The organism is Acinetobacter genomosp. 15BJ (assembly GCF_000400715.1).
In the GTDB taxonomy this organism is placed as follows: domain Bacteria; phylum Pseudomonadota; class Gammaproteobacteria; order Pseudomonadales; family Moraxellaceae; genus Acinetobacter.
Genome location: NZ_KE007345.1, coordinates 1 through 12,726, shown reverse-complemented (window position 1 = coordinate 12,726; position 12,726 = coordinate 1). Strand labels below are relative to the sequence as shown.

At 40.3% G+C, this 12,726-nt stretch carries 13 protein-coding genes; 3 read left to right on the top strand and 10 right to left on the bottom strand.

All coding sequences use genetic code 11. The features are described from left to right. Positions 1-221 precede the first annotated feature (221 nt). Positions 222-2,405, top strand: a complete 2,184-nt coding sequence (locus F896_RS19200) for a carboxy terminal-processing peptidase (RefSeq protein WP_016162140.1) — start codon at positions 222-224, stop codon at positions 2,403-2,405. A gap of 62 nt (positions 2,406-2,467) precedes the next feature. Here the strand turns inward: F896_RS19200 and F896_RS19205 are convergent, their stop codons facing one another. From F896_RS19205 to F896_RS20960, 6 genes are all read right to left on the bottom strand, one after another. After that, positions 2,468-2,917, bottom strand: coding sequence for a DUF2147 domain-containing protein (locus F896_RS19205; protein ID WP_016162139.1), 450 nt, complete (start codon positions 2,915-2,917; stop codon positions 2,468-2,470). A 225-nt stretch (positions 2,918-3,142) separates the two neighbouring features. Further along, the gene (locus tag F896_RS19210) at positions 3,143-3,586 is read right to left on the bottom strand and encodes a DUF2147 domain-containing protein (RefSeq protein ID WP_032881978.1); all 444 of its coding nucleotides are present in this window, start codon (positions 3,584-3,586) and stop codon (positions 3,143-3,145) included. An 87-nt stretch (positions 3,587-3,673) separates the two neighbouring features. Then, positions 3,674-4,342 carry an LrgB family protein gene (locus F896_RS19215; protein ID WP_016162137.1) on the bottom strand — a complete coding sequence of 223 codons (669 nt, stop codon included), beginning with the start codon at positions 4,340-4,342 and terminating at the stop codon, positions 3,674-3,676. Between the two features lie 11 nt (positions 4,343-4,353). Further along, positions 4,354-4,716, bottom strand: coding sequence for a hypothetical protein (locus tag F896_RS19220; protein WP_004804256.1), 363 nt, complete (start codon positions 4,714-4,716; stop codon positions 4,354-4,356). 43 nt (positions 4,717-4,759) lie between these two features. Continuing rightward, positions 4,760-6,103, bottom strand: coding sequence for a ribosome rescue GTPase HflX (gene hflX, locus F896_RS19225; RefSeq protein ID WP_016162136.1), 1,344 nt, complete (start codon positions 6,101-6,103; stop codon positions 4,760-4,762). 74 nt (positions 6,104-6,177) lie between these two features. Continuing rightward, positions 6,178-6,318, bottom strand: coding sequence for a hypothetical protein (locus tag F896_RS20960; RefSeq protein WP_016162135.1), 141 nt, complete (start codon positions 6,316-6,318; stop codon positions 6,178-6,180). A gap of 190 nt (positions 6,319-6,508) precedes the next feature. On the opposite strand from F896_RS20960, the gene F896_RS19230 reads away from it, so the two are divergent. After that, complete coding sequence (locus F896_RS19230) at positions 6,509-7,339, top strand: lysophospholipid acyltransferase family protein (protein ID WP_016162134.1); 831 nt, start codon at positions 6,509-6,511, stop codon at positions 7,337-7,339. On the opposite strand, the gene F896_RS19235 is transcribed toward F896_RS19230, so the two are convergent. Then, positions 7,332-8,894: a phospholipase D family protein gene (locus F896_RS19235; RefSeq protein WP_416201938.1), complete on the bottom strand. Its 1,563-nt coding sequence runs from the start codon at positions 8,892-8,894 to the stop codon at positions 7,332-7,334. The two genes, F896_RS19230 and F896_RS19235, sit on opposite strands and share 8 nt — an antisense overlap. Positions 8,895-9,063: 169 nt before the next feature. Between F896_RS19235 and F896_RS19240 the strand changes: the two genes are divergently transcribed. Next, positions 9,064-10,074: a metallophosphoesterase gene (locus tag F896_RS19240; RefSeq protein ID WP_016162132.1), complete on the top strand. Its 1,011-nt coding sequence runs from the start codon at positions 9,064-9,066 to the stop codon at positions 10,072-10,074. Positions 10,075-10,122: 48 nt separating this feature from the next. On the opposite strand, the gene F896_RS19245 is transcribed toward F896_RS19240, so the two are convergent. From F896_RS19245 to F896_RS19255, 3 genes are read right to left on the bottom strand one after another with little or no spacing between them, the layout of a single operon-like run. Beyond that, positions 10,123-10,602, bottom strand: a complete 480-nt coding sequence (locus tag F896_RS19245) for an outer membrane lipoprotein YfiB (protein WP_004804266.1) — start codon at positions 10,600-10,602, stop codon at positions 10,123-10,125. A gap of 8 nt (positions 10,603-10,610) precedes the next feature. Beyond that, on the bottom strand, positions 10,611-11,834 hold the full coding sequence (locus tag F896_RS19250; RefSeq protein WP_004804267.1) for a diguanylate cyclase DgcN/YfiN: 1,224 nt from the start codon (positions 11,832-11,834) through the stop codon (positions 10,611-10,613). Between the two features lie 5 nt (positions 11,835-11,839). After that, positions 11,840-12,313 carry a regulatory sequestration protein YfiR gene (locus F896_RS19255; protein ID WP_016162131.1) on the bottom strand — a complete coding sequence of 158 codons (474 nt, stop codon included), beginning with the start codon at positions 12,311-12,313 and terminating at the stop codon, positions 11,840-11,842. Between the last annotated feature and the right edge of the window lie 413 nt (positions 12,314-12,726).

The window sequence follows — 12,726 nt, the reverse complement described above, 5'->3', positions numbered from 1 at the left end:
ATTTGATGAAAAAAACGATAGCTAAATTGTGCAATGATTTGCTACATTTTGTCAGTACAGAATATGATAAAACTACATGATATTGATGATAAGTGCTTGTTGGTTATTTATTTATGATGACCGATGAGTTTTACATGTAGCGAAGTGGTTGAGTGAAATATATTCATCTTAATCACATCTGCATGTAATAATTGCCATATCCAAGGAAGTACCAAAATTTTATGAAACTTCAAATGATAGCGTGTGCAGTTGCAATCGCGACTGGTGGTTTATTTTTCTCTCATACCATAAATGAGGCATTTGCGGCGACTGAGGCACCTGTCGTTTCAACGGTAATCAAGCCATCACAAGAGCAGGCATTGGTTGCACGTCAGTTAGCCACATTGGTAGATCGTCAACATTATTTAAATATGCGCCTAGATGCAGCAACTTCAAACCGTGTTTTGAATATGTATTTGGATAGTCTTGATCCAGATCATTCATTATTTCTAAACGGTGAAGTTGAAGAATATCAAAAGAAATATGGTTCGAATTTTGGTAGTTCGTTAAAAGCGGGTAACTTAACTGGACCTTTCGCGATTCATGCGCAATACCGTGATCGTTTGAAACAATTTTATGAGTTTATGTTGGCAGAGTTGAAAAAGCCGCAGAACTTAAATCAAAAAGATGTCTATCTCGATACCGATCGTGAAAAAGCACCGTATTTCAAAACGACGGCTGAGCAGCAACAACATTGGCAACAAATGCTAGTGTCGCAGTTGATCAATTTAACTATTAGTAAAGAAGAAGAGCAGGCGAAGCAAAAAGCTTTAAAAGCAGATCCATCGCTAGCTAATGGTCAGGATTTGACTGGACCTGAAGATCTAACCCCAGTGCAAACCTTAACCAAGCGTTATACCCGTCAGTTAGAGCGTATTGGACGTGTGAAAAGTGATGACGTGTTAGAGAAAACATTGAATGCAATGTTGGCGACTTACGATCCGCACAGTAACTATTACCCACCAATTGATGCGATGGAGTTGAACCGTCAGACCACGCTACAATTAGAGGGAATTGGTGTTTCGATCCGTCCTGAACGTGGTAATGAAGACTACACCAAAATTGAGACCATCGTTGAGGGTGGTCCAGCCAGTAAATCGGGTCAGGTAAAATCAGGTGATCGTATCATTGGTGTCGCTCAAGACGGCGAAAAAATGGTCGATGTGATTGGTTGGCCGAGTTCGGAAATCGTCGGGCTGATTCGTGGTAAACGTGGCACCAAAGTCGTGGTGCGCTTATTGGGTGCTGGTGCATCGATGAGCCAAGCCCGTAATGTGACTTTAACCCGTGACATTATTCAAGAAGAAGATGCAGGGGTTCGTTCACGTACGGTTGAGATTACCCGTGACGGTAAAAAACATCTGTTTGGTGTGATTGAAATTCCGTCTTTCTACTTTGACTATCGTTCACGTCGCGCAGGGACTGAATATCGTTCAGTATCTGAAGATACAGCCAAAGCATTAGATTCACTTAAGGCACAAAAAGTAGAAGGTATCTTGGTTGATTTGCGTAATGACCCAGGTGGTTCCCTAGAAGAAGTTGCCCGTATGCTTGGTCAGGTGATTAAGTCGGGTCCTGTGGTACAAATCCGTGATGGTAACGGTAATGTAAATGTGTTTGAAGATACCGATGGTGGTGAGCAAATCTATGCAGGCCCAATGGCGGTATTGGTTAACTTAGCATCGGCTTCTGCAAGTGAGATTTACTCTGCGGCGATTCAAGATTATGAGCGTGGGATTATCATTGGTAGTACCACCACAGGTAAGGGAACAGCACAGGTTCAGTTAGACTCTTTGGCTTATGGTCAGGCGACGTTAACCCAACGTAAGTTCTACCGTATTACTGGTGGCAGTACCCAAAACAAAGGTGTAATTCCAGATATCAAGTTGGTAGATATCTACAACGAAGAGTTTGGTGAGCGTAAAGCGAAAAATGCCTTGAAGTGGGATACCATTCCAACAGCACCATTCAAACGTGAAGGTTCAGTGCAACCGTATGTTGCTAAATTGACTCAATCATCTGAACAACGTGTTGCAGCAGATTCTCAATTTAAATATTTAGAAGCGCGCAAAGCGATTGCCAAGAAAACCTCTGATCAGAAGAAAGTGGTACTCGACATTGATCAACGTCGTGCTGAGTTGATTGATCTTGAGAAACAAACCTTGAATGCAGAAAACCAACGTCGTACGGCAACAGGTTTAGCACCATATGCAAACTGGGAAAGTTATCAGGCATCTATTGATGCGTTGGTTGAATCACGTGCCAAAATGAAAGCACACTTGCGCCCACCATTACCTGAAGAAGAAACCTTCATCAATGAAGCAGCAAATGTCTTGTTAGATTACTCGAAGTTGCAAGGTCGTTAAGCCTCGTATCATTCGATCAATAAAAAGCCCTGTATAACAGGGCTTTTTATTTTTGTATCAACTTAATTGACACGAATCCAGATTTGGCTACGACCAAGTACTGAGACGCCGACATAACCACGTAAATGTAAGCGTTGTCCATTGGTACTGAGTTTTGCAGTCAAGCTATAGACACGCCCACTGTTCGGATCCAAGATTTTCCCACCTGTGTAGGTGAGGTCCTTCTTATGTTTTAGCTTAGTAATCGCATTTAAACCTAAAATCGGCTTATTGGTATAAGGTGCTGGGCAGCCAGTACACAATTCTTTGGGCGTATAACCCGTACGTGGTGTAATTTTGATAATTTTACCCGTATAGGAGCCATCGGCTTCTTGTGTGATTTCAACCTGTCCTTTCGGGGCACCTGTTACATCATCAACGCTTTGCCAAATCCCAGCAATGTCTTGAGCAGAAGCAAAATGACTGAGTGTAAATAAGAACAGAGAAGAAATCAGTTTTGTGGACATGTTCATGTTAAAGCCTCCTTGCTGCCATGGCTGTCCTTGCTATTATTTCGGATTTCTAATTCGAGATTCAATCATTATTTTACGGTTGTATATTTTTAATATTTGAAATTTCAATTATTTTTTATGTTGAAATTAAAAAAGCTTCTTCACAATATGAAGAAGCTTTTAGCTAGAACCGAGATCAATTTGATCAGAGAGAAGTGCGTATTATAGTTCTCAATTTTATTGATTTTACTCAGCACGAATCCAGATCTGATTACGACCCAATGCAGATACACCGAGATAACCACGTAAGTGCAAACGCTTACCATTGGCACTGAGTTTGGCTTTCATACTATAAACTTTGCCTGAATTCGGATCTAGAATACGACCATTGGTGTAGTTCAAGCCTTCGCTATATTTCAAACCCGTTACCACGTCTAAACCAATAATTGGCTTATTGGTATAGGGTGCAGGACAATCCACACAAGTTTCTTTGGGGGTATAGCCAGTACGTGGCGTAATTTTAACTACTTTGCCAGCATAAGTTCCATTCGCTTCTTTGCGAATTTCAACCAATGCTTTAGGCGCCCCCGTCTTGTCATCAATACTTTGCCAGAGCCCCGTAATATCCTCTGCAAAAGTAAAACTGCTCACCGCAGATAAAAGTAACGCACTTAATAATTGTTTGCCCATCATTAAAAATCCTTTTAACGTTTAAGCTTACATTATGGCGGATATATGACAACTAGTTCAATCTTTATGTGATATCTGCGGCAAATTTTAAGATAAAGATAGAATAAAGGTCGGGAGCCAAATGGCTGTAAATACGCCATTTACTGCCATGCCAAAGGCTGCGTAACGGCCTGTGACAGGACCACGTTGCCATGCTTGAGCTGTACCAATTGCATGCGCAGCTAAACCTAGCGCCAGACCAGAAGCACGTTCGTCATGGATATGTTTTAAAATCCAAGGGGAGAATGCCGCACCAATCACACCTGATAAAATCACAATCAGTGTTACCATCATCAAAGGGGCATGCAGTAGGGTGGCGATGTTCAAGGCGATTGGAGTAGTCACAGCACGCGTTGCAAAAGCCATAATCGTTGGCTCAGACATGTGCAGTAAATACGCCAGCCCCATCGGTAGGGCAACCGCACTAATACTGGCAAAGCATAAAATCCCAATCATCGATTTTAGCGGTAGATCATCATAGCGCATCGCGGCTAAGGGAATTGCCAAGGCAACTGTCACATAGCCGAGTAGATGGTTGAAAATGCCATTCACGTTATCCATATACTGTTGGTAAGGAATGCCGAAGATTGCCAAGAATGCAATCACAATAAACATGCCGAATACAATCAGTGGAATTTGTGGAAATTTTTGATTAAGCGGTTTGGCAATAAGATAGCTGATAAAGGTAATGATGAAGCCATAAATAACCATCGACATAGATCAGCTCCTTATAACCAACGCTTCGCCATTTTGGCATAAATCCATAATGGCAATAATGTGCTAAACGTTAAGATAAATAAAAATGCAGGAATTTCTTTGCCCATATGTACCAGCATAATTAATGAACCTGCACAGATCGGTAGAAAAGCAAATGCACTTTCTTTTAAGATTTTGTTGTTGGTATCAATCAGGCGATTGGAGATTTTTCTAAAGCGCCTCCAGATTAACAGTGTTGCTAATAAGCTAATCAGTCCGACCAGATTACCCAATTCAGGATGACCCAAAGCTTGCGTGATTGCGACAGCCCCTTCACGATAGACGATAATTAATAAAATCGTGCCAAACCAAGCTGTCCAATCAATATTTTTCATTTTCTCTCTAACTCTCGTTTATCGGAACGATGGCTGATCGTAATTATAGGGACGGATGATCTATTTCAAATTCTTCCAAAGGGCGTTGAAATAAGGAAGCTTTTTTTCCAAGAATTTCGTCTAATGGTAAATGTGCTTGTTTAATGATTTGTTCCAGTTTATGCGGTGCAATACGTACCGATATATGCAAATCACCCTGATCATCATAATGTTCAGATTGAATCACGTTCAGCGTATAAAGTTGTGTACGCAGTTTACCGTAGGCGGGTTTTAGCACTAAGTCAAACTGCTGTAATTGTCCCATCAGACATTGTTGCACTGCTTGACTGAGCAACTCGAGACCTTGACCTGAATGTGCAGAGACATAGACTCGATCGGGGATGTCAGATGTCTTATAAATGATTTTGGCTGCATCACCACTGAGATCAATTTTATTGTAGACATGCAAAATAGGGGCATCGGCACCGATTTCTTTCAGTACGGATTCTACCGCTTCAATCTGTTCAGGCATATTCGGACTACTGCTATCAATAACGTGTAGCAGCAAGGTCGCTTCTAATGTTTCTTCTAAGGTGGCTTTGAACGATTCAACCAAATCATGCTGCAGGTTACGAACGAATCCGACGGTATCTGCGAGTACAACCGTACCTACACCATCCCAGTCTAAGCGACGTAAGGTTGGATCGAGAGTCGCAAACAGTTGATCGGCAGCATAAACATCGCTTTTGGCTAGGATATTAAATAAAGTCGATTTGCCCGCGTTGGTATATCCCACCAACGAAATTGTCGGAATAGCAGCCTTTTGGCGTGCGGCACGTCCCTGTAAACGGGTTTGCTGTACTTTGACCAGTTTGTCTTTGAGTTGAGTAATACGCACTCGAATCAAGCGGCGGTCTGTTTCCAGCTGTGACTCACCAGGGCCACGTAAGCCGATACCACCTTTTTGTTGTTCTAAGTTGCCCGTAAAACCACGAATTAAACGGGTGGATAAATGTTTAAGCTGAGCTAACTCAACCTGTAATTTCCCTTCATGAGTACGTGCACGGAGTGCAAAGATATCCAGAATTAAACCAGTGCGGTCAATTACGCGACATTTGAGAATTCGTTCTAGATTACGTTCTTGTGCGGGCGAGAGCGAATGGTCGAAAATCACCAATTCCGCTTCGAAAGTCTGAACCAGCTCTGCAATCTCATCCACTTTACCTGAACCGACGAAAAACTTCGGATCAGGTCTATTACGTTGAACTGAGAGATGTTCAAGGATTTCAGCGCCTGCGGATTGGGCGAGTAATTGAAACTCTTCAGCATCGAGATCATCGAGAAGTTGAACGGATACACTGACTAAAATTGCCCGTTCACCACTTTGACGCTGCTCAAAATTTTCCACGCTGCTCTGAAATCCTTATTTTTAAAGTCTTATTCTAGAATAAACTTCAAGCAAAGGGCAAAGACTTAGTAGATTTATATGACATTACGACGTAAAAGTTCAATGAATCCGACTAATGTTCCAATATACAAAATTGACCATCCTAGAAACATTCTTAAGGCATAGCCATAAGGAATCGTGGTTTGTGGCTCAGATGCCGTGCTTTGCTGGTTCATCACATCACCTTTTAATCTGTAAATTCGATTTATTTATAATATTTGATCTGATAAATCTTTTGAAATTGAAAAAATTTATGCTCACATTCGTTTTTTGTTATGGAGGAAACTTCTATAAGTTGATATCGGCATGATATAACAAGACTAATCCAATGCACACGTGCATACATGCGTACGGTTTTAAGAATTTATGACTCAACAAGCAACAACAGTAAATAACACACCTTTAAGTTTGTTTTCGAAGTTTAGTTTATACAGTAAAAAATTAGCCTCAGGTCTGGAGACGATTGGTGAAGGTTTCTATCTCATTTACCGTCATGGTTTGTATAAAGATCCGAATAATCCAGTAAATACCCGTTATGTACAGTATTTCTGCCGTCGTTTGTGTGAAGTCTTTAATATTGAAGTACAAGTCCATGGCACTATTCCTCGTGAGCCTGCCTTATGGGTGAGTAACCATATTTCTTGGTTAGATGTGGCTGTGTTGGGCTCAGGTGCACGCATCTTTTTCTTGGCCAAAGCCGAAGTTGAAAAATGGCCTATTTTAGGCAATTTGGCAAAAGGCGGTGGCACTTTATTTATTAAGCGTGGCTCAGGTGATTCGATTCGAATTCGTGAGCAAATTACTGAATTCTTAAAGCAAGATATTCCTGTACTGTTCTTTCCTGAAGCAACGACCACCGATGGCAGTAAAGTCAAAAAAGTACATGGTCGCTTATTAGGTGCTGCAATTGAAGCGCAACGCCCTGTGCAGATTTGTGTGATTTGCTATGTGAACCAACATGGTGAACTGGATTTAGTTGCGCCGTTTATCGGTGAAATGACATTTGCAGAACATGTGCAACGTGTTTTGGAGATGCCTCAAGTCACCGCACATTTAATGACATTACCTGCCATTCCAGTCGAAGGGCATACGGTAGAAACATTGACCAAGGAAGTCGACCGCCAAATGCGCGCTGGCCTAGAGCGCTTGCAGCGAAAGGTATTGTCCGTGCTACCAGAAAGCGTGGAAACTACATAAACCCTTCAATCGGGAGCCATGAAATCACTTTCATTCCAGCTCTTTGCCACCATTTCATCTTGGGTTCTTTGGTATAAATCAGAGAACCTTGTGGCGTTTCACGTTGCCACGTAATTTTCTTGTTGGCATCTAAAACCAAGCGATAGGCATAAGTCTTTAAGTTTTGATCCATAGTCGCATGCACTGCTTGTGCCAATGGAGGGCTATTCAGTAATACGCCAATCTCAGTGTTCAAATAAGCTGAACGTGGATCAAAATTAAAAGAACCAATAAAGACTTGTTTCTCATCGAGTGCCATGAGTTTGGCATGTAGACTCGAACGGCTTAGACCTTTGATATTGACTTTGGCTTTTTTCGCGAGCTCTTCAGTATGTTTATCCAGATCACTTTTATCTAAAGCGGGTAGAAATTCGTACAGTTGTACACCATTTTCCAGCAGTTCTTGGCGGTATTTACCATAAAAGGCATGCACGACTGCAACATCATTGGCCTTAAAGGAGTTGGTCAATACTCTGACTTCGATACCATCTTGTGCCAAATCACTTAAAATTTTTGTTCCTTTTTTTTCTGGAACAAAATAAGCAGAAATTAAATCGATATTTTTTTCTGGTTGTTCGAGGTGGTTAATTAACTGGAAGTTGAGATGCTCTTCTTTTTTAGCTTTAGATTTAATTTTATCAGGTGAGTCTTTTACCACCTCTGCTTTGACCCAATCGAGTGAAATATCCCGATCCATGAGTGCGTCGACAGCTTGAGAGCGGCTGGTTAAATCAATATAGTTTTGTACCGTGATTCTTTTATAGTGCTCATCAAGTTGCTCTTTCAGACTTTCATAGCTTAAACGGTGAGCACGTTGTTTAACCACTTCTCGGACATCGTAGGCATATTCATGATTCCAGTAATCATCAAATGATTTGGAAATATCATTTACAGCGGTGCCGAATAGCATCACATCTACGTCAGAAAACTGATAGGTATCACTGACATTGTAGTATTGGTTGGTCATATTTCGCCCACCAATCAAGGCTACCTGATGGTCGGCAATAAAGCTTTTATTATGCATACGACGGTTAATGCGCTTTAAGTCCAATACCATATCAATTGCACGATATTTTCGGAAACGGTAAGGATTAAAGAGTTTTACCTCGATATTGGGGTGTTGTGCCAAAGCTAAAAAAATACCTTCGGTATGCTTGGCATTATTATCATCAATGAGTAGTCGAACTCGAACACCGCGATCTGCAGCACGGATCAGTGCATGCAAGGCCAAAGCCCCAACTTTGTCATTGTCCCAAATATAATATTGTAAATCTAAGGTCTTTTCGGCTTTATCAATTAAACGAAGTCGAGCTGCAAGTGCTTCTAGTGGTTCATATAAAACGTGATAACCCGTTAGCTCTGGGTGCTGTTCTTGTAGGGGGCGAATCACTTGTGCTAAAGATGTTTGTGAGGTGTCGATTTGTGTGGTTGTTTGAATGACAGGTTCAATTTTATGTTTAGGTAAGGTACTACAACCGGTAACGGTCAGTGCAATTGAGCAATAAATCGCAATCATACTTTTATTGTAAGCGGTTGTACTTATCTTTGTATGTTTGCTATTTAAATGAGAAAATTGCGTCATAATCGTTACTGATTAAAAGTTGGGCTCGAGTATACCATTTCATCGAAAAAGATAAATATAAGATGAATTGTCTGTCCCTAAAGTGAAATTAATGAGGGCTGTAATGTCGAATTCAGATACTGTTATTATTGGTTTTTACCTTATTTTTGCCGTATTGGCGCTTTGGGCACTAATTCAGGCTTGGATTCACCAAGCCCGCACGGAAACCATTCATCCTTTTAAAGCTTTCGTTCATTTACTGGCTTTTTATCTTTCTTATTTATTGCTGCCACTGTGTTTTTTTAGTTTATATGCCGGTTGGGTTGAATATTACAGCTTACATCAGGCGGGCTTTATTTTTTTATTGAGCAGTGTGTTGGTCTATGCCCGTTTTATTGAACCTCATCAAATTCATGTTAAACATCATCAGTATCGACTCAATTCAGAACGTGAATTTACCCGACCAATTAAAGTCGCTTTAGTTGCAGATATGCATGTTGGTTTGTTTTCAGGACATGAGCGACAATTAAAAAGCATTGTGAAGAGACTCAATCAAGAGCAACCTGATCTGGTGGTGGTAGCAGGTGATTGGACCTACGAACCTGAAAACCGCTTGATACAGGAGCTTGAGGTTTTAAAGCAAATTCAGGCACCTGTTTATTCTGTACCTGGCAATCATGATGAACAATATCCAGGCCCTCCAATTCAGGCATTATTAAGTCAGGCACTCGAACAGAACAATGTCATAGATATCGAAGGGAAAATTGTTGATTTTGATGAGTTTCGTCTGATCGGAATTGGAGATCTATGGGCAGGCAAGGCGAATATGCGCTTTATGCCTGATTTACCTCAAGACAAACCTTGGCTAATTTTGTCGCACAATCCAGATACGGTTGATATGGTGCCAGAACTACCGACACGGCCATTAATGCTGTCGGGACATACTCATGGCGGACAGATCGAATTGCCGTGGATTACCAGTTATATTATGAAACGCGTTTCAATTTTGGGACATAAAAAAGGTTTCTATACACATGAACATGCGGATGTTTTTGTCACGGTTGGAACGGGGATGGTGGGTGTACCCTTTCGATTTCGGGTGCCACCAACGATTGATATCATTGAACTGATTTAAATAAAAAAACCGACTTTATTCAGTCGGTTTTTTTATCGCGATGAGCATTTATGGGATAATGATGACATTCACTCGACGGTTGCTGGCACGGTTTTCATCTGATGTATTGGCTACAAAAGGCTGGCTTGAGCCGCGACCCACTACCGTTAGGTTATTTTGCTTAAAGCCTTGAGCGACAAAAATTGTTGAAACACTTTGAGCACGTTCTTCAGAGAGTTTCTGATTGTATTCAGGATTACCAATATCATCGGTATGACCAACAATTTTTAATTTTTGTAAATCATATTTATTTAATTGAGTGGCCAAACGAACAATCTCTTTTTGATGTTCAGGTTTGATCTCTGCCTTATTAAAATCAAATAATAAACGTTCAGGTAGGCCCAGTGTCCAGCCTTCATCTGTCAGTACGAAACCTTCTTTTTTCAACATTTTGACCTGACGATATTTCAATGGGCCAAAACTCAAGCAGCCAGCCAATGTTAGGCAGAGCAACGCAATAAATGAAATTTTAATGGTGTGAGTGCGCATAACATGTCCTAAATTTCTGGTTTATAAAGAAACCAATGTGGGTTTAAATTTTTAGCTTTATACATGGCTTGATCGGCTTGCATAATTAAATCCTCTGGATTCTCTGCAAACTGAGAAAAAGCAACCCCTAAGCTAAAACCGAAATGAATCATTTGTCCGTTGAACGCTAAAGGCTGCTCACAACTTGCGAGAACGCCTTCAGCGATTGTTGTTAAATGATCAGTGTGATGGATTGCATGTAGAATGATGGCAAACTCGTCACCACCTAAACGAGCAATGAAATCCTCATGGCGAACCGATAGCCTTAAACGAGACGCCATTTCTTTTAAAACCGCATCACCCGCTAAATGCCCATACTCATCATTAATCATTTTAAACTTATTATTGTCGATAAATAATAAGGCCGAGTTGTGACGATATTGCGGGTTTTCGAAGATATTAAATAACTCTTGATAAAAATAATGGCGATTTGGCAAGCTCGTCAGTTGATCATGATGAGCTTGGAATGAAAGTTGACGATTTTCTTTTTGCAAATGAGTATGCCAAATTTGGATTTCTTCTAACAGCTCATTAAATACGGTATTTAAATTTTGAAATTCGTGAATATGGTTGTTTGGAAAACGTAAATTATAGGCCTTTTGATCACTGACCAATTGTGCAATATGGGTGAGTGGCTTGATTGCTTGCATAATTTGGCGATAGGTAATATTCACAGACCACAATAAAGCAATCACAATGAAGAACATTGAAATTGCAAGACCGATAATAATGGTCTTTAAAAAGTGCAAAATATTCTCGGAGCTACCATAGAGCACCAGTTCGCCTACTTTTTTCTTATGATGAACCACCATGAGTTTAACTGGATCATGTAAAAACCAACGATCCATTAAATCTTGCATCACGGAAGTATGTGCAACTTTTTTGGTACTTTCAGCCAATAGTTGTTGTTGCGGATCATAAACATGAATACTACGTATAGCATGTTCGCTGGTGTAATCATCAAGGATCTGATCAATTGCACCTTTATCTCTAAACACCACGGCTGGCTGAACACGCTCCAAAACGGTCTGGCTTAGTAACTGTAAATTTTGTTTTGCATAGGTTTCCATAGTGAACATGGAAATTGTGGCAAAGGTAAAAGAACAAATTACGAAAGTAATTGCAAAGATCGCAAACTGTGACTTACGGAATAATGCGTGCAAAGAAGTTGATTGATATAAATTAGAAATCATCCTGTTCACCCTGCATTCTTTGCTAAAAGTAAAACACGAGGATCAATATGTACTTTGGAATAACTTAATGCATCCAAATTTACCTTAAAAGTAGAAAAGGTCTTCTTATTATATAAGCAGAAAATACTGCCAATTTCACAGGCTGGGTTATTGGTACTCAATGAAAGCAACGATCGGGAGGGATAGGCTTGAATCAAGTTTTGCTGTTGTTGCGGTGATGTTGTTGTGAAATAGGCAACATGACATTCTGTTTTGGGGAAGTCTTTAGCACTGACCGCCTGAACTTGATATTCATAAGCAAGCTGACGAATATTGCTTTGGAACTGATTTGCAGCATCTTGATTGTCTATGACACAAATGGTTGGACGATTTGTATTCGACCATTTGCTATAACTTAATATTGATAAAGCCAACTCATAAAAGTTATGCGTTGATATGGCATAGCAAAGCGGGCTCGCAGCAAAAGCTGTAGCAAGCAATAAATATCGAGCCTTTTTACCAGCAAACCGTATTTTCAATCAAAAGTGCCAAAAAATGTGAAGCAAGAGACATATTCTACTGGACTTAATTGTTTAAAAAAAGTTCTTAAACACAAAGAAAAGGCATTAAAAGTAACTGTTCAGTTTAAAAAATAGTCGCCTGATACAATAATTTAAATAAATTTGAAAAAGGGGGTTGTGTTGGTTTGGAAATGCTGTAGAATGCACATCCATCGGCGGTGATGCAGATAAAAACTTGTTGAGAAACAAGGATTTGGCTAGAGAGGTTAGATTCTTGGATTGGTTGATAAGTTTGCTAAATATCTAAATTACCTGTTGACTTTTAAGAAATTGAGAGTAATATAGCCGACCTAGCTTGATGATGACGAATCATCGAGAAGATCATTAAGAGA

Excerpts from the sequence above, each read along its gene's own strand:
- F896_RS19200 (WP_016162140.1), top strand. The coding sequence starts at position 222 with ATGAAACTTCAAATGATAGCGTGTGCAGTTGCAATCGCGACTGGTGGT.
- F896_RS19205 (WP_016162139.1), bottom strand. The coding sequence starts at position 2,917 with ATGAACATGTCCACAAAACTGATTTCTTCTCTGTTCTTATTTACACTC.
- F896_RS19210 (WP_032881978.1), bottom strand. The coding sequence starts at position 3,586 with ATGGGCAAACAATTATTAAGTGCGTTACTTTTATCTGCGGTGAGCAGT.
- F896_RS19215 (WP_016162137.1), bottom strand. The coding sequence starts at position 4,342 with ATGTCGATGGTTATTTATGGCTTCATCATTACCTTTATCAGCTATCTT.
- F896_RS19220 (WP_004804256.1), bottom strand. The coding sequence starts at position 4,716 with ATGAAAAATATTGATTGGACAGCTTGGTTTGGCACGATTTTATTAATT.
- F896_RS20960 (WP_016162135.1), bottom strand. The coding sequence starts at position 6,318 with ATGAACCAGCAAAGCACGGCATCTGAGCCACAAACCACGATTCCTTAT.
- F896_RS19230 (WP_016162134.1), top strand. The coding sequence starts at position 6,509 with ATGACTCAACAAGCAACAACAGTAAATAACACACCTTTAAGTTTGTTT.
- F896_RS19235 (WP_416201938.1), bottom strand. The coding sequence starts at position 8,894 with ATGATTGCGATTTATTGCTCAATTGCACTGACCGTTACCGGTTGTAGT.
- F896_RS19240 (WP_016162132.1), top strand. The coding sequence starts at position 9,064 with ATGTCGAATTCAGATACTGTTATTATTGGTTTTTACCTTATTTTTGCC.
- F896_RS19245 (WP_004804266.1), bottom strand. The coding sequence starts at position 10,602 with ATGCGCACTCACACCATTAAAATTTCATTTATTGCGTTGCTCTGCCTA.
- F896_RS19250 (WP_004804267.1), bottom strand. The coding sequence starts at position 11,834 with ATGATTTCTAATTTATATCAATCAACTTCTTTGCACGCATTATTCCGT.